The organism is Enterobacteriaceae bacterium Kacie_13, assembly GCA_013457415.1.
Classification (GTDB): Bacteria; Pseudomonadota; Gammaproteobacteria; order Enterobacterales; family Enterobacteriaceae; genus Rahnella.
In genome coordinates, this window is sequence record CP045666.1 from 394037 (window position 1) to 415222 (window position 21186).

The 21186-nt window shown below is 52.6% G+C and carries 21 protein-coding genes; 4 read left to right on the top strand and 17 right to left on the bottom strand.

The features are described 5' to 3' along the window. Nucleotides 1–776: 776 nt before the first annotated feature. Nucleotides 777–1103 (bottom strand): peptidase inhibitor I78 family protein, encoded by a 327-nt coding sequence (locus GE278_23095; GenBank protein QLK63664.1) that lies wholly within the window; start codon nucleotides 1101–1103, stop codon nucleotides 777–779. A 270-nt stretch (nucleotides 1104–1373) separates the two neighbouring features. Here GE278_23095 and GE278_23100 point away from each other — a divergent pair, with 270 nt between their 5' ends. Further along, nucleotides 1374–2618: a tryptophan permease gene (locus GE278_23100; GenBank protein ID QLK63665.1), complete on the top strand. Its 1245-nt coding sequence runs from the start codon at nucleotides 1374–1376 to the stop codon at nucleotides 2616–2618. A gap of 55 nt (nucleotides 2619–2673) precedes the next feature. Here GE278_23100 and GE278_23105 read toward each other — a convergent pair whose 3' ends face one another. The 4 genes from GE278_23105 to GE278_23120 form a co-directional block, all read right to left on the bottom strand. Continuing rightward, nucleotides 2674–3696 (bottom strand): LacI family DNA-binding transcriptional regulator, encoded by a 1023-nt coding sequence (locus GE278_23105; GenBank protein QLK63666.1) that lies wholly within the window; start codon nucleotides 3694–3696, stop codon nucleotides 2674–2676. A 30-nt stretch (nucleotides 3697–3726) separates the two neighbouring features. Further along, a complete protein-coding gene (locus GE278_23110; GenBank protein QLK63667.1) occupies nucleotides 3727–5136 on the bottom strand; it encodes a sucrose-6-phosphate hydrolase in 1410 nt (469 codons plus the stop codon). Next, nucleotides 5136–6506 carry a PTS sucrose transporter subunit IIBC gene (locus tag GE278_23115; protein QLK63668.1) on the bottom strand — a complete coding sequence of 457 codons (1371 nt, stop codon included), beginning with the start codon at nucleotides 6504–6506 and terminating at the stop codon, nucleotides 5136–5138. The genes GE278_23110 and GE278_23115 overlap by 1 nt, the downstream gene beginning before the upstream one ends. A 74-nt stretch (nucleotides 6507–6580) precedes the next feature. Continuing rightward, entirely contained in the window at nucleotides 6581–8167 is a 1587-nt protein-coding gene (locus GE278_23120; GenBank protein ID QLK63669.1) for a porin, read from the bottom strand. Between the two features lie 252 nt (nucleotides 8168–8419). On the opposite strand from GE278_23120, the gene GE278_23125 reads away from it, so the two are divergent. After that, nucleotides 8420–9361, top strand: coding sequence for an aminoimidazole riboside kinase (locus GE278_23125; GenBank protein ID QLK63670.1), 942 nt, complete (start codon nucleotides 8420–8422; stop codon nucleotides 9359–9361). 260 nt (nucleotides 9362–9621) lie between these two features. Here the strand turns inward: GE278_23125 and GE278_23130 are convergent, their stop codons facing one another. Both GE278_23130 and GE278_23135 read right to left on the bottom strand, forming a co-directional pair. Next, the gene (locus GE278_23130; protein QLK63751.1) at nucleotides 9622–10944 is read right to left on the bottom strand and encodes a 6-phospho-alpha-glucosidase; all 1323 of its coding nucleotides are present in this window, start codon (nucleotides 10942–10944) and stop codon (nucleotides 9622–9624) included. Next, nucleotides 10944–12602: a PTS alpha-glucoside transporter subunit IICB gene (locus tag GE278_23135; GenBank protein ID QLK63671.1), complete on the bottom strand. Its 1659-nt coding sequence runs from the start codon at nucleotides 12600–12602 to the stop codon at nucleotides 10944–10946. Before GE278_23135 ends, GE278_23130 begins: the two co-directional genes overlap by 1 nt. 308 nt (nucleotides 12603–12910) lie before the next feature. Between GE278_23135 and GE278_23140 the strand changes: the two genes are divergently transcribed. Continuing rightward, nucleotides 12911–13615, top strand: a complete 705-nt coding sequence (locus GE278_23140; GenBank protein ID QLK63672.1) for a UTRA domain-containing protein — start codon at nucleotides 12911–12913, stop codon at nucleotides 13613–13615. A 181-nt stretch (nucleotides 13616–13796) separates the two neighbouring features. On the opposite strand, the gene GE278_23145 is transcribed toward GE278_23140, so the two are convergent. From GE278_23145 to GE278_23175, 7 genes are all read right to left on the bottom strand, one after another. Continuing rightward, entirely contained in the window at nucleotides 13797–13958 is a 162-nt protein-coding gene (locus tag GE278_23145; protein QLK63673.1) for a hypothetical protein, read from the bottom strand. Between the two features lie 214 nt (nucleotides 13959–14172). Continuing rightward, the gene (locus GE278_23150) at nucleotides 14173–14352 is read right to left on the bottom strand and encodes a hypothetical protein (protein ID QLK63674.1); all 180 of its coding nucleotides are present in this window, start codon (nucleotides 14350–14352) and stop codon (nucleotides 14173–14175) included. A 152-nt stretch (nucleotides 14353–14504) separates the two neighbouring features. Next, the gene (locus GE278_23155; GenBank protein QLK63675.1) at nucleotides 14505–15092 is read right to left on the bottom strand and encodes a flavin reductase; all 588 of its coding nucleotides are present in this window, start codon (nucleotides 15090–15092) and stop codon (nucleotides 14505–14507) included. 56 nt (nucleotides 15093–15148) lie between these two features. Beyond that, a complete protein-coding gene (locus GE278_23160) occupies nucleotides 15149–16003 on the bottom strand; it encodes a metal ABC transporter permease (protein ID QLK63676.1) in 855 nt (284 codons plus the stop codon). After that, nucleotides 16000–16857 carry an iron chelate uptake ABC transporter family permease subunit gene (locus tag GE278_23165; GenBank protein ID QLK63677.1) on the bottom strand — a complete coding sequence of 286 codons (858 nt, stop codon included), beginning with the start codon at nucleotides 16855–16857 and terminating at the stop codon, nucleotides 16000–16002. Before GE278_23165 ends, GE278_23160 begins: the two co-directional genes overlap by 4 nt. After that, the gene (locus GE278_23170; GenBank protein QLK63678.1) at nucleotides 16854–17654 is read right to left on the bottom strand and encodes an ATP-binding cassette domain-containing protein; all 801 of its coding nucleotides are present in this window, start codon (nucleotides 17652–17654) and stop codon (nucleotides 16854–16856) included. Before GE278_23170 ends, GE278_23165 begins: the two co-directional genes overlap by 4 nt. Continuing rightward, nucleotides 17651–18592 carry a metal ABC transporter substrate-binding protein gene (locus GE278_23175; protein ID QLK63679.1) on the bottom strand — a complete coding sequence of 314 codons (942 nt, stop codon included), beginning with the start codon at nucleotides 18590–18592 and terminating at the stop codon, nucleotides 17651–17653. Before GE278_23175 ends, GE278_23170 begins: the two co-directional genes overlap by 4 nt. Nucleotides 18593–18780: 188 nt before the next feature. Here GE278_23175 and mntR point away from each other — a divergent pair, with 188 nt between their 5' ends. Continuing rightward, on the top strand, nucleotides 18781–19227 hold the full coding sequence (mntR, locus tag GE278_23180; GenBank protein ID QLK63680.1) for a manganese-binding transcriptional regulator MntR: 447 nt from the start codon (nucleotides 18781–18783) through the stop codon (nucleotides 19225–19227). 144 nt (nucleotides 19228–19371) lie between these two features. Here mntR and GE278_23185 read toward each other — a convergent pair whose 3' ends face one another. The 3 genes from GE278_23185 to GE278_23195 all read right to left on the bottom strand — a co-directional run bounded on the left by GE278_23185 (nucleotide 19372) and on the right by GE278_23195 (nucleotide 20921). Then, nucleotides 19372–19677, bottom strand: a complete 306-nt coding sequence (locus GE278_23185; GenBank protein ID QLK63681.1) for a response regulator — start codon at nucleotides 19675–19677, stop codon at nucleotides 19372–19374. Between the two features lie 254 nt (nucleotides 19678–19931). After that, nucleotides 19932–20186: a hypothetical protein gene (locus GE278_23190; GenBank protein ID QLK63752.1), complete on the bottom strand. Its 255-nt coding sequence runs from the start codon at nucleotides 20184–20186 to the stop codon at nucleotides 19932–19934. Nucleotides 20187–20243: 57 nt separating this feature from the next. After that, nucleotides 20244–20921, bottom strand: coding sequence for a hypothetical protein (locus GE278_23195; protein QLK63682.1), 678 nt, complete (start codon nucleotides 20919–20921; stop codon nucleotides 20244–20246). Nucleotides 20922–21186: the final 265 nt, after the last annotated feature.

Below are 21186 nucleotides of genomic sequence, written 5' to 3' on the forward strand. Positions count from 1 at the left end.
GAACAATATTAATAAACCGTTGTTAATCAGGCGCTAATATGAAGAAAGCCCCAGTAATACATCACCGGGGCTTTCAGGTTACTACCAATTTAATATTTAACATTCATCAACTTAATTACTTAACTCTACTTCTCATGATGCACATATTTTCACAGGATATATCGGTTACTGATTTACTGCTGTCCTCCTAGAGTTTTATGGAATAAGCGTTTCATCCTGCTAATTTCATTAAGACAATTCCTTAAGAGTTGACTTAATGAGTACATCGCCCTCGCGATACATACTCTTTGATGCGTTGCCTTACTCTCTTCGCGACATTCTCGATTTCATACTTACGTACCCAAATCGCGAACATTACTCTTAACAACAAGGCCTTACATCATCGCGTCGTGGTTCACATCATGCGATTGCTGAACTTTACATCGTGGCCTGACATCCTCTTCTCACGTGGCTTAATATTTTAGCCCGGTGTTGAAGAACCCATCCAAAATATGCCGTGGCCTTCATCGCATCTATTTACTTCCGGTTTACTTTGTTACTCACTTCTCGGTAAAACACGCCGGTTAATAAATCTCTTACTCATCTCCTCGCCAGCGTTAAGTTCTAATCTACTCGTTATAAACTGAGTGTCAACACTGTATTTTATTACAGGTTTAAAATTATTTTAGTTATTAGAAAACGTAATGAAATCTGTGATGTAAACCCTATTTTCCGATGAGGATTAGAATAATTTGAGCAGCGACTCCGAAGAGTCGCTTAATAAACAGGCAGATCGGTTATGAACAGTACAGACGGGTGATCACACCTTTCTCGTCAGATTCAATATTGAGACGTTCCGCCCGGTAATCCATGGTCACCGCCGTGTTCGGCGTGATGTGGCGCATCGGTTGGGCGAAACGCATTGTATCGAGGACAGAAGCCTGTTTACCAATCAGAGAACTGAAAGCACCGGCATTGCAGGTGTCCGGCTGCTGCACGGTCGCCGCATTTTTCGCGCTGTGATTTTTCTCATCGGTCTGTTGATTCTGACAACCTGCAAGGGCGATTGCGGCCAGCGCACAGAGGGAAAGCATTTTTTTATTCATCATAGTCGGACTCTTCATTCATAAGTGGGTCAATGTGCGGAGAGGAATGACATGTAACTCATCATCCGCATGGATAGCAAAACCAAGAGTAACAGGTAAGCGAATGTATTGTCTCGATGTACTATCACACTAGTTCATGGTGTACATGTATCGCCATTTGCACTATATTGTCGCGCTTAAGGTCAGAGCCGCAGGATAAACGCGCGTTTTCTGTCTCCATAACCCAACCATTCTTTTACAGCAATTCTTGAAATGAATCGTGATAAAAGCCACGCGAGGAACCGCACTATGGCGACGCTTTCCACAGAAGCCCCACTCCGCTCCGTCTTTGGCGGCGCAATGATTATTGGTGGCACGATTATCGGCGCGGGCATGTTTTCGCTGCCGGTAGTGATGTCCGGGGCCTGGTTTTTCTGGTCGGTCGCCGCGCTGGTGTTTACCTGGTTCTGCATGCTGCATTCCGGACTGATGATTCTTGAAGCCAATCTCAACTACCCGATCGGCTCCAGCTTCAACACCGTTACCCGCGATTTGTTAGGCAAAGGCTGGAACCGCCTGAACGGCATCACTATCGCTTTCGTGTTGTACATTCTGACCTATGCCTATATTTCGGCGAGCGGATCGGTTATTCAGCATACGATGCGCGAGATGTCGGTGAACGTCTCACCGCGTCTCTGCGGGTTGCTGACCGCACTGGCCGTGGCATTTATCGTCTGGCTGAGCACCCGCGCAGTCAGCCGCATGACGGCGATTGTGCTGGGCGCAAAAATCATCGCGTTCTTCCTTACTTTTGGCAGCCTGCTGTGGCATGTGAAACCGGTGAATCTGCTTAACAGCGTGGAGATCAACCCGAGCTATATGCCCTATGTACTGGCAACGCTGCCGTTTTGTCTGGCGTCGTTTGGTTATCACGGCAATGTGCCGAGCCTGATGAAGTATTACGGCAAGAACCCGCAGGTCATCAAAAAATGTCTGCTGTTGGGCACGCTGATGGCTCTCGGGCTGTATATCATCTGGATGCTGGGGACGATGGGCAATATTCCGCGTCCGGCGTTTATCGGCATCGCGGAGCGCGGAGGGAATATTGATGTGCTGGTGCAGTCGCTGAGCCAGATCCTCAACAGTGAAGGGCTCGATTTACTGCTGACGATCTTTTCGAATTTCGCCGTCGCCTGTTCCTTCCTCGGCGTAACGCTGGGCTTGTTCGATTATCTGGCAGACTTGTTCAAATTCGACGACAGCAAAACCGGCCGATTCAAGACCGCACTGGTCACCTTCATCCCGCCAATGATTGGCGGCGTGATTGTTCCCGATGGCTTTATTTATGCCATCGGTTTCGCAGGCCTGGCAGCCACGGTCTGGGCGGTAATTGTGCCTGCGCTGATGGCGCGCAAATCGCGCAAACGTTTTGGCAGCCCTCGCTATCGCGTATGGGGTGGCAATAAGATGATCGCGCTGGTGCTGGTGTTTGGTGTGCTCAATGCCGTGGTGCATATTTTGTCGAGCGTGGATTTGCTGCCGGTTTATCGTTAAAAAGATGGGAAGAGGAAGCCCGTCCTGCCGACGGGCAGAATTCATGCCTCTAAATTCACGCCTCTGAAGACGCCGGATGCCGCCAGTGCAGCTTCGGCGCGAGATAACAGCGTAACTCCTGTGGCTGCTGCTCATTGATAAGACCGATCACCACCTCAAAACAGTGCATGGCCAGTTCCCGGCAATCCTGCGCCACGGTGTCGATTTTCACGGAAAGGGAATCATAGAGGTAGTGATCATCGAAGCTGCACAGATGGATATCACTTTCCAATAGCTTGTGCTGGCTCATGTAACGCAGCACCCCTTCCATCAACCCACAAGACGCCACGTACAGTGCTTTTGGCGGCCTTCCAAGACGGGCACAGAGATTGGCAAACATTTCGTAGCCGGAACTCGGATGGTAGTTGCCGTACATAATCCACTCGGGTTTTAGCGTTACGCCGGCGCGTTCTAAGCCAAGCTGATAGCCCGCCAGCCGGTCACGCGTCGGGGAAATGCGCGGCTGGCCGCCGAGGAAATAGAACTCATCCGCATGATTTTTTGCCACACGGGCAACCAGTTCGGCGGAAGATTCTATGGCTTCACAAACGACCAGCGGCAGTTCGGTGTCCTGCATATGTCGGTCGAAGAGAACGACCGGAAGTTGCTGGCTGATTTTGACGTATTCCGCATCATTGAGCATGCTCGAGGCGACGATCAGCCCATCGACCTGGCGCTGAATCAGGTTATTCACCACCATCGTTTCCTGACTGGTATTTTCATCCGTACAGGCGATCAGCAGCTGCATTCCATTTTCACGACACAACGTTTCCAGCTCGTTGGAACAGGCGGCGAAACCGTAGTTGGTCATTTCCGGCACCACCAGCCCCAGCGTATAACTGCGCGCCGCATTGAGAGAACGTGCGTGAATACTCGGCTGATAATGCTGCTCCGCCGCCACCGCGAGCACGCGATCGCGGGTGGTATCGGAGATGCGAAACTTTTTGCTATGCCCGTTGAGCACCTGGCTGGCAGTCGATTTCGACACGCCAGCCAGTTCGGCTATGCCACTGATAGTGATGCGTTTGGTCTTTTTCACTGCGCCATATTCTATTGTCCGGAAAGGCTTTTATTCTAACACGCAATCCGTTAACGACCAGTGGCGTAGCGTAATCTGCCCCTTCCCGCTGAAGGTTAGCCGCGCCGGCAGTGCAGGAAAATAGCGCGAAGACATCACCGCATCGCCATCATTAATGAAGATCTCCACGCTGGAACTGTCGCACAACAGGGTGAGATGGCGTAACGCGCCGCGCCAGACGCGCTGCTCCTGTTCGCCACTGCGGCGATTTTGGCGGCTCAGCCGCAGCCATTCGCCGTCCCACGCCAGCGTCATGTTGCCGCCAAGATCGGCGCTGAACGGCTGTTCAGTTCCGATGGCGACTTCCGCACGCGTAATGCCCCACACCGGCGCATCCTGCGCGAGACCCTGCCACGACTGCTCTTCACCGCGCAGCTGCTGAAGCTCACGCACCGGGCGCTGAATAATTCTGCCATTTTCCAGCGTCAGTTCACGCAGACAGGTCATGGTGTGCAGCCAGCCATATCCGATCGTCGGCTGATAAAACTCATCGCCGTCCGGAATACCCATCCAGCCAATCAACAGGCGGCGGCCATCGTCGGTCTGTGTGGTTTGCGGCGCATAGAATTCGAACCCGTGATCCAGCTCGTGGAAATCGCCGTGCGGAAACTTCCCGGTGGCGTAATCCAGTTGACCGACGAAATAGCCCGACTGGAAGGTGTTCAGGTAGCGGTCCGATTGCGCCGCTAACCCCTGCGGGCAGCAGATCAGCACATCGCTACCGGCGATGCTAAACAGATCCGGGCATTCCCACATATAGCCGAATTCGCCCAGCCCGTTCAGGCCGGAACCGGCGATTTCACCGAGAGATTCCCACGCCAGCAAATCGTCGGATCGCAACAACAGCACCTTTCCTTGCAGGTTGAGATCCTGCGCGCCGAGCACCATATACCACTGACCATCGTGCTGCCAGACTTTCGGGTCACGCACGTGACCGGTATAACCGGCGGGTAAATCCAGCACCGGCCCGGTTTTATCAAATTCACCGCGTTCGTTTTCACGCGCCAGACACTGAAACGCCGTGCGGCTGCCGTCCGGGTATTTTACGTTACCGGTATAAACCAGCGTCAGCTGGCCGTTGTCCACCACCGCCGAACCTGAATAGCAGCCGTGCGATTCATACTCCTGCGCCGGTGCCAGCGCCAGCGGCTCATGACGCCAGTGCAGTAAATCTGCCGAACTCCAGTGTCCCCAGAACTTCGCGCCGTGCGCGCAGGCCAGAGGATTCCACTGATAGAACAGATGATAGCGGCCCTTATGCTGCCCAAATCCGTTCGGATCATTGAGCAAACCGACCGGCGGCGCGAGATGCCAGCCTGGGCGGTACGGGTCGGCGGCGGCTTTAACCTGCCCCGCCACCACGCTGCGCAACGCCTGTTTCAGCAAACTGACTTCCGACATTATTCACTCTCCGTTTTGTATTTGAGCAACAGGGAAAGCAGGAATGCGCTGCCAAAGGCAATCACTAAGCCGATGAGATAGCTGAGCATCGAACTGGCCTGCACAATCGCCAGACCCGGGATACCGGTCAGGCCGACGGCAGTCATGTTGACGTGCATCGCCACTACCCACGCACCACCCAGCGCACCACCGGCTAAGGCGGCGATGAACGGTTTCATAAAGCGCAGGTTGATCCCGAATATCGCCGCCTCGGTAATACCTAACATGGCAGAGAAGGCAGACGGTACGGCAATCGCTTTAATTTTTGCATCGCGGGTTTTGAAGTATACCGCCAGGCAGGCCCCCCCCTGTGCCACGTTCGCCATCGACCAGATCGGCAGCAGGAAATTCACGCCGATATTCGGGTTGCCCAGCAGCCCGGCTTCAATCGCATGGAAGCTGTGGTGAATACCGGTGATGACGATCACCGAATACAATCCGCCGAAGACAAGCCCCGCCACCCAGCCCGCGTGAGTGATTAAGGTGCTGAGGATAAAGGAGATGCCATCACCCAGCGCGCGACCGGCAGGACCGATAATCAGGAAAGCGATAAAGCCGGAGATGATCACGGTGAGAAACGGCGTCAGGATCAAATCCAGCGCGTCAGGAATGATTTTGCGCAGACGTTTTTCAATGAAGCTCATAAACCAGACCGCCAGCAGCACAGGGAACACCGTGCCCTGATAGCCAATCATCGCAATCTCCATCCCGAAGAAATTCATGGTGTGGAAACCGCTGGCGACGCCCCAGGCGTTGGTCAGCGCGGGGTGCGTCAGGATGCCGCCGAGCGTCGCGCCGAGGAACGGGTTACCGCCAAATTCGCGCGCGGCGGTGAAACCGATCAGGATCGGCAAAATGATAAACGCCGCCGAACTGAACATGTCGAGCATAATAAAAATCGCGCTCTCCGGGTTTGCCCAGCCATAGGTTTTCACCATGCCGAGCAGCCCCATCAGCAGACCGGATGCCACGATTGCCGGAATGATTGGCACGAAGATGTTCGACAGCACGCGCGCAATGCGCTGGAACGGATTCAGTTTTTGCGCCGCAATGTTAGCCGCTTCTGATTTACTCGACTCACCGATGCCTGCCACTTTGATGAACTCGGCGTGAACTTTGTTCACCAGCCCGGTACCAAAAATAATCTGGATCTGTCCGGCGTTGCTGAAGCAACCCTTTACGCCTTCCACTTTCCCGATAGCGTTTTTGTTGATCAGGCTGTCATCTACCAGCACCAGCCGCAGACGCGTCGCGCAGTGTGCGGCGCTGGCGATATTGTCTTTACCGCCCAGCAAAGGGAGCAGTTCTGTCGCGATTGCATTGATATTCATAATGTTCCTTGTCTTACCCTGTGTGACAGCGCCCAGGCAACTCAGGCGCGTCATGGTGATTCAAACCCTGTTTATCAGAACCAGGTTTCCATCTGGATCCCGAAGTTCCACTGTCCGCCGGAGGTGAAACCGTCCGTGCCAAACGAATCGCTGGAAGAGTAGCTGTCGAGCTTGTGGCTCCAGTCCATATAGCTTGCGAAGAAGCGGATTTCCGGACGGCTCAGCATGTCGCTGATATCGCCGACCTTTAACGTCGGCGCGAACGTCAGTTTGTAGAATCCGCCTTTCACGTTGTTGTTATCTTTATAGCCCTGCGGATCGAGATCCATGTACTGATAGCTGCCTTCATAGGCCAGCTCAAAGTTTTCGGTGATCTGCTGGATCAGACGGGTGTTGAAGGTCAGCCACTGATAATCATCGCCGGAAACATAGCGGTCTTTACTCTGCTGGGCGAGGATGGCCGGAGCAATACTCCAGTTTTTACTCAGTGGCGTGATGCCATAGGTGGCCAGTCGCACGGTGCTGGCGTCGTCGGTCAGATGACCATCCGAGCCGAGGGCTTTCACTTCTGCCCCTAAACCGTGGCCGTAAAGCAACGCGGTGGTCGATGTCCCTTCACGCAGGCCGTAGAAGCTCTCGCCGTGGTACGCCAGCATCGTGTGGAAGCCGGTATCCGCCGCATTAGTGACGCCCTGTGTGCCGGTGTTTTCACGATCCTGATTATTTTTGGCGCGCAGCCCGCTGACCATCCACTGGAACGGTCCGGCGTAGTTATTCGCCGTGACAATGTAGTTCTCAATACGCGTGTCGTCATTGCTGTTGTTGTTATCGTCGAGATCGTCGAAGTTACGCCCGTAAAGCGAGAAGTTACTTTTCAGATTCTCACTCCACTTCACGTCATAAATCCCGCCACCGGTACCGGCGAGGAAAATGATGTCGGAATCGAGGAAATGAATATCGAAGTTGTCGCGGTCGAAGCGTTTACCCGCCCACAGCGTTGAGTCTTTCCACGGGCCGGTGAAAGTCGGCAGCGAGCCAAGCTCGACAAACGCCTGACGAATATTCAGATCGCTGGTCGCGCCGGTCCAGTCGTTGTAGCTGCGCTGCCCGTCCGCCAGCATCACTTTATAACGGGAAGTCGCACCGCTGGCCATCGTCTGGTTGTGTTCCAGATTAACCTCAACGTAGGTGTTATTTTCGTTACCCAGACGCCCGACTGCACCGCCAGTTTGTCCGGCTGGCGTGACATACGGGCCGCTTTCGGTCGAGGTGCCGGAATCATTCATGATGACGCCAGAACGTGCGTAACCGGTGAATTTAAATCCGCTGTTGTCGCTGTCGCTGCTTTTGGTATTGCTGGCTAATGTTTCGGTACGTTTAGCCACGTCGGCGGTTTGCTGCTGGGTAATTTCAGCCGTTTTTGCCACCTGACGGGTTTGCTGTTCATTACTGGCAGTGCGTGTTTCGAGTTGTTTAACCTGTTGTTCAGCCTGGGTCGCACGGGCTTCGGCTTTTGCTGCGCGACTTTCCGCCTGCTGCAAACGTTTTTCCATGGCATTGAAGCGGGCTTCAATAGCACTGGCGGAAATGTCCGCCCCCTGAGCCGCAGAAGAAAGAATAAGTCCAACAGCAACAGCCAGATAGCGAGGTTTCATCATCATTTTTATCCTTCAGAGGAAGCTTTATTATTATGAGTAAAACCGTTTAGCTAAATTGCTAAACTGGTTTTCCTGAGCACAATAATCACCTCGCCCCGCTTTAGGCAATGAAGTTCTCTGGTCTTAACGTGGAATTGTGATCTTGCTGGCAATTCATCACTAAATCTTAAAAATTCGTTTGTGCTTGATTAGCTAAACCGGTTCTTCTACTTTATCGGCAAGCAATTTTTCAGGAATCTAAAAAAGGGAATGAAGATGAAGAACCGGGTTTGGGTGTTGGGCGATGCAGTAGTGGATTTAATCCCCGAAGATGGCGATCTTTTACTGAAGTGTCCGGGCGGCGCACCGGCGAACGTCGCAGTGGGCATCAGCCGTCTTGGCGGCGAAAGCGCGTTTATTGGCCGCGTGGGCGATGATCCTTTCGGCGCATTTTTGCGAAAAACGCTGGATGATGAAGCCGTCAATACTGATTTCATGCACCGCGATCCCCACCACCGCACCTCCACCGTCGTGGTGGAAAACGACGCCGACGGCGAGCGTTCGTTCACGTTTATGGTGCGGCCAAGTGCCGATCTGTTCCTGCAATCCACCGATATTCCGGGGTTCAAAGCGGGTCAGTTTTTGCACCTGTGTTCGATTTCGCTTTCCGCCGAACCTTCCCGTTCGTCGGCGTTTTTAGCCATGGCACAGATGAAAGCTGCCGGTGGCCATGTGTGTTTTGACCCGAATATCCGCCATGACCTGTGGCCGGACGAAAATCAGTTACGCGTATGTCTCGAGCAGGCGCTGTCGCTGGCGGATGTAATCAAGGTATCAGAGGATGAACTGGAATATCTCACCGGGGAATCGCTGCTTTCCGAAGGAATTTTGCGACTTTGCCAGCGTCACGATCCGCAACTGCTGCTGGTCACGCAGGGAAAAGATGGGGTATCGGTATACCGGAAACAGGATGCCTCACTGATGCAGTATCCGGCACCAAAAGTAAAAGCGTTGGATACCACCGGTGCGGGCGATGCGTTTGTCGCGGGTTTACTGGCCGGGCTGGCGAACAACTGGCCGTTGGCGTCGGACGACGCGTGGCGCGACATTATCCGTCAGGCACTGGCCTGCGGCGCACTGGCGACGACAGCGCGTGGCGCGATGACCACCCTGCCGGATGCCAAAGAACTGGCAGCGTTTTGTGGTCAGGCATTTTAGATATTTCACTCAGCGAGTGAATACAGCCACACCATAATCCCGCCAACATCCACATTTCGTTAAACACCGAAGCATCACTGCTGTCAGTCTTCATAATCGGCGCCTGAAATATACAAACAGGAGCCATTTTTATGATTGCCGTTCTTTTTGAAGCAGATCGCGGCGGTGATGGCAAAAAGGCCTTTCACCGCTTATTTGACTCAGTTAAAAAAAACGGCGCCACCTCTAAGGCTGCGCCGTTCTTCTCATTACATCCTGCGTTATTTCAATTCTGGCCAGTAGTCTTTATTGGCTTCGATCAGGTCATCCAGAATCGCTTTGGCGACGGACGCGCTCGGCACGGTTTTCGAGAGCGTGATTGCCTGCCACAGTTTCAGGTAGGATTTCTCCACCCAGGCTTCGACCACCAGTTTTTCCACCGCCACCTGCTGGCTCATCAGCCCGTGTTGGAACAGCGGGATCTTACCGACTGTCAGCGGTTCTGGCCCGCGGCTGCCCACCAGACATGGAATTTCCACCATCGCTTCCGGGTCGAAATTGCTGATAGCGCCCTCGTTCGGCACAATCAGCAGCATTCTTGCCTGCGTATTGAATGCGATGGCGGTTGCCAGATCGACGATATAAGACGCGTGCTCGTCAATTTCCAGTTCACCGGCAGAAGATTTCCCGGCCTCAATAATGGCGGCGCAGGAACTGAACACGTGTTTTTCGCGGTGCTCCATCACCTCATTGGCGCGGGTATGTTCCGGATTGGCATGAGCGACCACGTAGTCCGGGTACAAGTAATATTTCAGATATGTGTTCGGGAAAGTGGACGGGTCCAGCGCCCAGACATCTTTGGCTTTGGCGAACGTATCATTCCAGCTGGCTTCCACCCCTTGCTCACCGGTGTGTGGCACATAGCCGTATTTGGCGACATGTTCGCGAATTTTTGGCATCAGATCGTTGCCCTGTGCATCTTCAATCGACGTCCACCAGCCGAAGTGATTCAGACCGTAATATCGGACGCGCATTTCCTTGCGTGATTTCAGTCCGGCAATCTCGGCCATGCGCCCTTCAATGCCGATCGGCATATCGCAAATATTAAGGATCTTCGAGTGCGGGCGCAGACGGCGGGTTGCTTCTGCCACGATAGCAGCCGGATTCGAATAATTTAGCATCCAGGCGTTCGGCGAATATTTTTCCATGTAATCGACAATTTCCAGCACGCCGCCGATTGAGCGCATGCCGTAGGCGATCCCGCCCGGTCCGCAGGTTTCCTGCCCGACCACGCCGTGACGCAATGGGATTTTTTCGTCTTTTTCACGCATCGGGTATTTGCCGACGCGGATGTGTGCCATCACAAAATCTACATCCGTGAACGCCGCTTGCGGATCCGTGGTGTAACTAAATTCGATATCCGGTGCCTGCTCTTTGAGGATCACCTTGCACGCTTGTGCAACAATTTCCTGACGTGCGCCGTCGTTGTCATAAAACTTGATGGCCCGCAGCGGAAATCTTTCCTGATTCGCCAGTAACATCAGAACGATACCGGGTGTAAATGTGCTGCCACCACCTGCCACGACTACTGAAAATTTCTTCATCATACTGCCTCCGTAAGGGATGTTTCTGTCGGGGAACGCGCCCCGGATGTGGATGATTGTGTGAAAGCGTCTTGCTTCATGAGTGTTTCAATCTGGTCCCGCACCTGAGGTACGTGCAGACCCACGATGACCTGAATGGCATTGCCGCGCCGCACCACGCCGTGTGCGCCGAGGGTTTTGAAGATGTCGTCACTTTGAGTCAGCGCCATGTCGCCGAGCGTGATGCGCAGCCGCGTCGCGCAGTTGTTAAGGTCGAGAATGTTGCCGTGGCCGCCGAGCGCCTGCAGATAACCTGCTGCCTGACCCTGTGCGGAGGACGGCGCCGGGCTGCCGGGCGCACGCCCTGTGGCATTTTTCTGTGCCTGATAATCGGCTTTGCTGTAGAGCCTGATCTCGCTGTTTTCACGCCCCGGTGTTTTCAGGTTGAGACGCAGGATCAACGTGCGGAACACCAGGAACCAGACGCCGGTGAACACCAGCCCGATCCCGATTTGGATGTACATCATTGAGGCATGATTGTGATACATCGGGATCCAGTTTTGCGGCAGAAACTGGTCGAGCAGGCCGCCGCCCATGTTGCCGACCACGCCTGCCATGTACATCAGCGTTGCTACCGTGGCGGCCAGCAGCGCATGGACAGCAAACAACAGCGGTGAGATGAACAGGAAGGTGAATTCCAGCGGTTCAGTAATACCGACCAGCACGGCAGTAAGCGTGGCCGGGATCAACAGACCCGCCACTTTTACGCGGTTTTCCGGTGCCGCTGTGGCGTAAATCGCCATCGCAATACCAACCGAGCCGAAGACTTTCGAATTACCGTGCAACGCGAATCCACCTTGCGGGAATAACGCTTTCAGCGGCTCAGTACTCTGGCTGAAGGCCTGTAAGTGCTCAGCCCAGTAAACCTGGATGCCGCCTTCGACTGCCGCCGGGCCAAAGACAAAGGGACCATAAACGAAGTGATGCAAGCCGGTAGGGATCAGAATGCGTTCGAGGAAGGTGTATACCCAGACGCCGAGCGAGCCGGACACCAGCATAAAATGCTGCATCGAGAGGATGCCGGTCTGCACCTTCGGCCATAACAGCAGCGTCAGCCAGGCGCAGGGGATCATCAGCAAGAAAGCGATAATCACCACGAAGGAGCTGCCCTGAAAAATACCAAGGAAGACCGGAAGTTGTTTATCAAAAAAATGATTATGTATTGAGGTGACAAGACCAGAAATAATAATCGCACCAATAATACTGGTATCGAGCGTTTTAATTCCGGCGATCATCGCCAGACCACTTTGTCCGCCGGGTTCGACATTAAAATTAACGCCGAAATAATCCCCCCAGGTTAATCCCATCGCATTAATTAAATAATTCCAGGTCATAAAACTGACCAGTGCTGCCAGACAGGCACGTCCTTGCGCCTGTTTCGCCAGCCCGATTGGCAGGCCGACGGCGAAGATCAGCGGCATATTACGAAATACTGTCCAGCCGCCTTCTTCAATAATATGAACGATTTGAGCAAATAGATTATCAGGTGAGGTGAGCGTTTCTCCCATAAACATGGGATTTTGCAGCATAATCGCGATGCCCACCACCATTCCGGCAAACGGAAACAATAATACCGGCGTAAACATCGCACCGCCAAAACGTTGAATTTGACTGAGCATATATAATCCTCATTGTACTTCGGGGGTCAGAGTTTTTTATTAAGATGTTTTTGATAACGTTTTTTATTTTCTGATCAGAGAGTAGGAATAATAATAAATAAGGTCGCAAAATGATTAATGGTTTCGTGATCGCATTCATGCTTTTTCTGCGAGTGAAGTGATCTACTTTTCGGGCTTTTTCTATACACTGAAATTGGCGGGTCAGAAAAACCCGCACGACAAAGACGAGTTATTGAGGATTTACAGAGGCGTAACCGGCTTTCAGGGCGCGGTTACGGGAATTCGCTCATGGAGAAAGAGGTCTGCCGGTGATCTACAAAACGCTTGCTGAACGCTTAAGAATTCGCATTAACTCTGCCGATTTTGGCATCGGTGACGCGCTGCCCAGTGAAAAAAAACTGGCCGCTGAGTTTGGCGTCTCTCGTATGACGCTGCGAAAGGCGGTGGATTTGCTGATCGAATGGGGGCTGGTACGTCGCTGCCACGGCAGCGGAACCTTCGTCGCGCAGAAAGATGTCCAGCATGAAACGCGCGGGCTGATGGGCTTTTGTGAACTGATGAAACAACTGGGGCGCCCGACGGTGAGCGAAGTGCTGGAGTTTAAGATAATGGGGGCACCCCCGGCCATCGCCAGCCAGTTACGGATCAAAACCGACGAACGCATCTACTATTCCCGCCGCCTTCGGTCGGTCGAAGGCAAACCGCTGGTGCTGGAAGACAGCTACATGCCTGGCCGGTTATTCAGCAATCTTTCCGTGAAGCATCTGGAAGGCTCGAAGTTTTCTTACATCGAAGACGAATGCCACATCTGCATTGCCGGGAACTACGAGAGCTTCAGCCCGATACTCGCCGACAGCACGGTCGCAGCCCTGTTCCACATCGCTGAAGGCACGCCTCTGCTACGCCTGGCGTCGTTGTCTTACAGCGACACCGGCGATTACATCAACTACTCGGTGATGATCCGCAACGCCAACGAATACCACGTGGATTACCATTTGCAGCGCAATAAATAGCATTCAGGGCGAAGGCTGCGAAACGCAATGATCTTCATGAAAAAAGGCTTCTGATTTCCATCTGAAGCCCTTTGCATAACCGTTAACGCGGCGGCTTAGAAAGCGTATTTTATCCCCAGAGTCAGGCGGCTGTGAACCGCGTCGTTACCGGCGGATTCAATCTGTGTGCCGCTTTCATCTTTCACGCTATCCGCTTTCTGCCCGTCCCTTTTATTTTCGCACGCCCTAATTCAGACGTGACTACCAAACGGCATAACTGACTATTCCAGACAATACGGTAAATTTTATTCATGACGCATCCTTTCAGTTCAAAATTAATATTCCTACCTGTTAGCAAGAACATTTATTGGAATCATTTAATAAAAGATATTCACCGAATTAAACGCAGTAAAAAATAGGAGAGTGCATGAAACCCCCGGTGATATAATGAAATGAGTTCGAAGATTAACAAATAATAAAACAAAGAAAATTATGGAATAAAGAAAGACTCACACCGTCACGCAGCCTGCTCTGCGTTTGGAGACAACAGGCCGCGATCTTCGGTAAGGTCGTTAACGTTACGCTTTTTGCACTGAAACAATTTCTTTGATGAAAGTGAAGTTTGAATTGCCGTGATCAGTTTTGATCGTCGGGTAAATTCTTTCGCCTTTCTTCACAAAGCCAGTGATTTCGTGGGTTGAGCCGTTCTTGACGGTAAAGCTGTCGCCAATACTCATCGAACTTTCAACTTCGCTCATAACAATCCTTAACTCTTCTTGCATGGAACTTCAAAAAACCAGGGTCGTTCTAAACAGGTCGTTAAAAACCTGTTGCCCAAAGATGGTAGGCCTTTATGGGTCAGGTAGCCAGCGGCGTGGTACTAAAGCCGCTGAATAAATGAAAGAAGGCGTTATTTCAGCTCAGTATCGGCGTTGAGCGCTTCACCGGTGGCGTAGAACTGGCCCCCCGCGATGTAGTGCAGGCTGCGCAGGGACGGATCGGCTTCTTCGAAATGCCAGTGTCCGTCCTTGAAAACGCGCGTATCGGCCCATGCGCCGACAATCTCGCCAATAAACAAATCATGTGCCTCCTGGTTGTGCGGCTCGGGGATTAGCTTACACGCCAGCCATGCGGTACAGCCAGCAACGAACGGTAAATCGCCCTGACCTTCCATGCGGAACAATTCTGTACCGCACTTCGCCAGTTTATCGGCATCGTCACGCAACGTGCGGTTACCGAGATCGTAGGTCATTTGCAGCTGTGCCACGGCAGGCACCTGAATCACAAAGGCTTCGCTCTGCTCGATAAGCTCACGGGTTATGGCGATTTTATCCAGCACCACGGTCAGTTTTGCCGGTTTGAAATCCAGTCCACATACCCACGAAGCGGACATCACGTTGTCCACGCCCGCATGATGGGCAGAAACCAGCGCGGTCGCCCCGTGGTTAATCAGCCGATAGGCTTTTGCAAGTTCGACAGGAGCAAATTGTTGGGTCATTGGCGTCTCTCAGAAAGTTGTCCGGCGTACAGAATCGCAAAACTCTGCCCGCAACACTAAGCATTCGGTGCGGACTGACGCGGTTTAACGGGTTTGCGCAACAGATGAACGGTCAGCGCCAGCAGGAAAATCGCCGCCTGAATCAACACAATCGTCGGGCCGGTGGCGGCATCAATATAAAAGCTGATAAACGTGCCGGTAACGGCGGCGGTGAGTGACGCCGTCACGGAGACCACGATCATCTTCGGCAGCGTTTTACACAACAGAAAGGCGGTAATACCGGGTGTGATCAGCATCGCCACCACCAGCACCACGCCGACCGCCTGAAGTGCCGCGACGATGGTCAGCGCCAGCATACACAATAGCGCGTAGTGGTAGAAACGCACCGGCAGGCCGATGACTTTCGCCTGCACCGGGTCGAAGCAAAACAGCATCAGATCTTTGAATTTAATGACGATCGCCAGCGTAACAACACCAGCAATGATCAGCGTTTGCAGCATTTCGCTGTCGGTCACGCCGAGCACATTGCCAAACAGAATATGGCTCAGATGCTGCTCGGTATTGACCCGCGAAAACAGTACCAGACCGGCGGCGAACATGCCGGAGAAGACAATGCCCATCACCGAATCTTCTTTTACGCGGCAATGCTCTTTGATGAAACCGGTAGCCACCGCGCAAAACAGGCCGGAGCCGAACGCGCCGATGACCAGCGGGATCCCCGCCAGATACGCCAGCACCACACCGGGCAGCACGGCGTGAGAGATAGCATCGCCCATCAGCGACCAGCCTTTGAGCACCAAAAAACAGGAGAAAATGGCGCAGACGATGCTGGTGGCGGCGGCCGTCAGCAGTGCGCGCTGCATAAAGTCGAAGCTCATTGGCTCCATCAGGATATCCATCCAGCTCATCATGCGCGGCTCCCTGCCCGTTTAATGCGGAAATGATTCACCAGCCAGCCGTGTTTCGGCGCGAACAGAAACGCCAGCAGGAAGACCGTGGTTTGCAGGCAGACGATTACCCCACCGGTTGCGCCATCGAGGTAATAACTGAGCCATGCGCCGACCGCGCTGGTTACAGCACCGATGGCAACGGAAATAATCAGTAAATGGGAGAAACGATCTGAGAGCAGATACGCCGTTGCGCCGGGGGTGATCACCATCGCGATGACCAGGATCGCGCCGACGGTTTGTAACGCCGCCACGCTGCATGCACTGAAAATAGTGAAGAAGATGACCTTCAGCCACAGCGGCGACAGGCCCACCGAGCGCGCGTGCGCTTCATCAAAAAATACCGCCAGCAAGTCGCGCCAGATGACGCACAGTACCAGCAGGGAAACGCCGACGATGATTTGCACCTGCAAAATATCCGCGTCATCGATGCCCAAAATGTTGCCGAACAGGATCGACTGGACGTTTACCGACGTCGGATTGAGCGACACCAGCAGCAAACCGAGTGCGAAGAAGGTGGAGAATACGAAGCCGATGATCGCGTCTTCGCGCAACTTAGTAAAATGGCGCAGCAGCGTCATGGAAAGCGCCGCCAGAATGCCGGTGCCGAATGCGCCGATGGCGTACGGGAAACCCAGCGCATACGCGCCCGCCACGCCCGGAACAACAGAATGCGACAGCGCATCGCCCATCAGCGACCAGCCTTTGAGCATCAGATACGCCGATAAAAACGCACACACCGCGCCGACGCCCGCGCTGACCCAGATGGCTTTCACCATGTAGTTGTAGTGAAAAGGCTCCAGCAGCAGGTCGATCATTTCACCCGCCTTACCGGTGAAACGGTTTCAGGCATGGCGTCTTTTTCAATCAGATAGCTGATGTTGCGCAGTGCTCCGCCAAAGGTATTTTCGAGATTACGATGGGTGAACGTGGTTTCGAGCGAACCGGCGGCGATGACCGTGCGGTTTATCAGCACCACACGGTCGCAGAAATCCGGCACGCTGGCGATGTTGTGCGTGGAGACCAGAATCAGGTGGCCTTCTTCACGCAACTGGCGCAGCAGCTCGATAATGGCATTTTCGGTTTTGATATCGACACCGGTGAAAGGCTCGTCGAGCAGCATGACCCGCCCCTGCTGGGCCAGTGCCCGCGCCAGAAACACGCGTTTTTTCTGGCCGCCGGAAAGCTCGCCAATCTGACGCTGCGCCAGTTCAGTCAGGCCGACACGCGCCAGCGCCGACGCCACCTGTTTTTTATCCTCCTGCGAGGGAATACGTAAAAACGACATTTTGCCGTAGCGCCCCATCATCACGACATCCCGCACCAGTACCGGGAAATTCCAGTCCACTTCCTCGGACTGCGGCACGTAAGCGATCAGGTTTTGCTTTAGCGCTTTGGCAACGTTCAGGCCGTCAAGCGTCACGCTGCCCTGCGTCGGGCGGATAATGCCCATGATGGTTTTAAACAGGGTCGATTTGCCGCTGCCGTTGACGCCGAGCAGCGCACAAATCGACCCGCCACGAAGGCGGAAGGACGCCTCTTCAATGGCGGTGTGACCGTTGTTATAGGTCACCGAAATGTTGTCAACGTCGAGATGCAGCGCGCTGTCATTCATTGGTCAAACCCTTCGGCGATGGTACCCACTGTCACTTTCAGCAAATCGATGTAAGTCGGCACCGGGCCGTCGGCAGTGGAAAGCGAATCGACGTAAAGCACGCCGCCGTATTTAGCGCCGGTTTCCTTACTGACCTGTTTCGCCGGCTTATCCGAAATGGTGCTTTCACTGAACACCACCGGAATATTTTGCTGACGCACCAGATCGATAAGTTTTTTCACCTGCTGCGGCGTGCCCTGCTCTTCAGCATTAATCGGCCACAGATAAGCTTCTTTCAAATCATAATCTTTCGCCAGATAACTGAACGCACCTTCGCTGGTCACTAACCAACGCTGCTGCGCAGGAATTTTAGAAAGACGTTCGCGCAGCGGTGCATCCAGCTGCGTAATTTTTTCGGCGTAACTTTTGGCATTGCGGTCGTAAGTCGAGGCGTTTTCAGGATCGTATTTCACCAGCGCGGCACGGATGTTCTCGACGTACACCAGCGCGTTTTTCGCTGACATCCACGCGTGCGGATTCGGGTTACCGAGGTATGGCCCTTCCTGGATCGGCAGTGGTGCGATGCCGTCGGTGACCGTCACGGACGGCACATTCTTGATATTGGCAAAGAAACGCCCGAACCAGCGTTCGAGGTTAAAACCGTTCCACAGGATCAGATCGGCGGACTGCGTTTTGACGATGTCGCGCGGCGTCGGCTGATAATCATGGATTTCAGCACCAGGCTTGGTGATCGACTCAACGGTGGCGGCATCACCGGCGACGTTCTGCGCGATGTCCTGGATCACCGTGAAGGTCGTCACCACTTTGAACTTTTTTTTGTCTTTTTCCGCCGCCGTTGCGTTACCGGTGATCAGCGCGACAATCATGCCAATCAGCATAAGGCGCAAACGAAACGGCGAATGACTCAGGTGTTTCGCGATGTAGTGTCCATTTCCCATGAATTCTCTCCTGTCACTCTGTGTATCAATAGGCGCTTTATTATTCAGATATAGCATAGGCTATACTCCATAGCCAAGGCAAAGTTTGCAGAAATTGGTAGATATGTGGAGTTGGTTTACAATGCGGTTCGTTGTCGCGGCTTAGCGACGGCGGTAAGAAACCGTTGAGCAAGAAAGAGGCAGGCGTTGTGAAAGAGAAAAAATTAAATCCGTTGCTGGATGTTGAAGAACACGCTCAGGGTTTTTTACAGGTGCGCGAGGCGCATCGCCGGGAATTAATGGATGATTACGTGGAGCTGATTTCGGATCTGATCCACGAATTCGGTGAGGCTCGTCAGGTCGATTTGGCTGCGCGCTTAGGCGTTTCGCAGCCGACCGTGGCGAAAACGCTGAAACGGCTGGCGAACGCCGGGCTAGTTCATCAGCTGCCCTACCGCGGCACATTTCTGACGCCGGAAGGCGAGAAGCTGGCGGCGGAAAACCGCGAACGTCATAACGTGGTGGAAGCGTTCTTTATCGCGCTTGGGATAAGTGCAGAGACCGCCCGTCTGGACGCCGAGGGCGTCGAACATCACGTCAGCGATGAAACGCTGGAAGTCTTCCGCCGCTTTACCGCGCAAAAACAGTCGCAATAAACCCCGCCTTATTTTTTCGTTATGCCACATGAACGTCGCCGAAATGATCCGGCGGCGTTCGGTGGTTGAGTAACGTGCGGGAAATAGCTGTAACCGGCGCGAATAGCCTTGATGGCATCCAGCAAATCGCTGAGTTCTTCCGTTTTAGTAATAAAGCCTGGCGCCGGCCTGACGGCAACGAGCGGAGAAGGAAGAGGCCGACTGGGACGTCAGCACCAGCACTTTCACCGGTACCTCCAGCAGGCGTAAACGGCCGATGACCTCAAGGCCGTCAAGTTTCGGGATCGAAATATCGAGGATCACAATATTCGGTTGCAGGCTTTTCGCCAGCTGCACGGCTTCCAGTCCGTTGCCCGTTTCGCCGACCACCTCGATATCGCCGCGTTGAAGCAACATGCCCACCGCCAGACGGACTACCGGATAATCATCAACCACGATTGCTCTGTACATCCGACCCCTTACTTTTGAGGTTAGTTTTTAAGAAAAATATTTTCTAAAAAATAATACTAATGGGCTGATTTTGCAGGAATTTTTTCGCGATGAACAGACAGTTGCGTACTGCAAATATGTAGGAGGCGTCTGAACTATTCACACTGAGGAAAGTTTCTGAAGTATTGACGACTGATATGCTGGATTATCCGTGGACAGAACTAGACATACGTTTCCCCAGCACGCGTCAAAACTAAAAAGTAGCAGACGATTTTTTAATCGCTTGGGAATTTCTTTAACACGCTAATGAGTTTGCCTCGTTGAATATCGACAAACTCCCCTACCCGCAGTGCGGCGAGGATCTTCATCACTCCACTTCGGGCCAGATTACTGCGATCCAAAATATAATTGGCAACGCTTATTTTGATGCGTTTCTCGAACGGATATTGATTCAGCTCCAGCCGCAAGCGGGGGCGCTTAGAACTCAGGGTTTCAGTCAGAAGTCTATTGGGCAGAGGTGATCTGGAAATTACTGCTGATTAATTTAAGACTGATATAAGCCTCGGATTTATCATCAGAATGAAGAATCAATACACGGTAGGGAAACGCTTATTGACGCAGATGAGCTTTCCATAAGTAATATCGATATAGCCACCCGTGCGCAGATCAGATAATATCTTCATCACCCCACTGCGCGCCAGATTACTGCGATCAAGAATATAATTCGCCACGCTTATCTTTAGTCGTTTTGCTTCCTGCACATCGGCAAGCTCCAGTAACAATGCGCATACAATTTCATAGGCACTCCTGTTTATTAAAAGATTACCACCCTTTGACTGAATGTCGGCGATAAAAGAATGGTAGGTCAGCACTTCGCGAATAAGCGTGTTTTTTACAATGATGTCAATGGCCTCCTGTCTGGGCAGAATATAGATCTCACTGTCTTTCGAAGGAATAAATTTGTAGGTATTAAAACGAAAAGATGAACCCAGCAAGCCAAATATATTATGTCCACACGCGGTGGCAAATAACAGATTATTCGATGCCGTTCTGTGCAACTCAATCTCACCAGAAATAAGCAGGATAACAAAAAATTCAGTGTTGTTTTTACCCTGTTTCATCAGGTTTATCGCCCCCCCTTTACGGGTATCTACCTGTGTTGCAGCCGGTAGCAGGCATTCAATAAGACGCTGGATTTCTGCCAGCGGTTTTTCTAAAAGGCCGCGCTGACTGTGTGCAGAATGAGTATTCTTAGGAGCATTCATTATTTTAGGCCGTTAATGTGGGGGATAAACATCGCATAGCCACCGGCTCTACGCCTTTTACTTATCAGCGTCTGGGGGGTATGCAGAAATATATAAAGCTTGTGAATATAATGAGATGTACCATCCAATAATGGTAACTTATCATTAAATGATACCGAAATGAAAATTTAAAAACCGTCCATTAATGGAGTGTTGTTTTTATATTTATTGTGCTCAGAGAAAAGCTATCCAAAGATAGATGGTTATAAACCTTATCAATGTATTA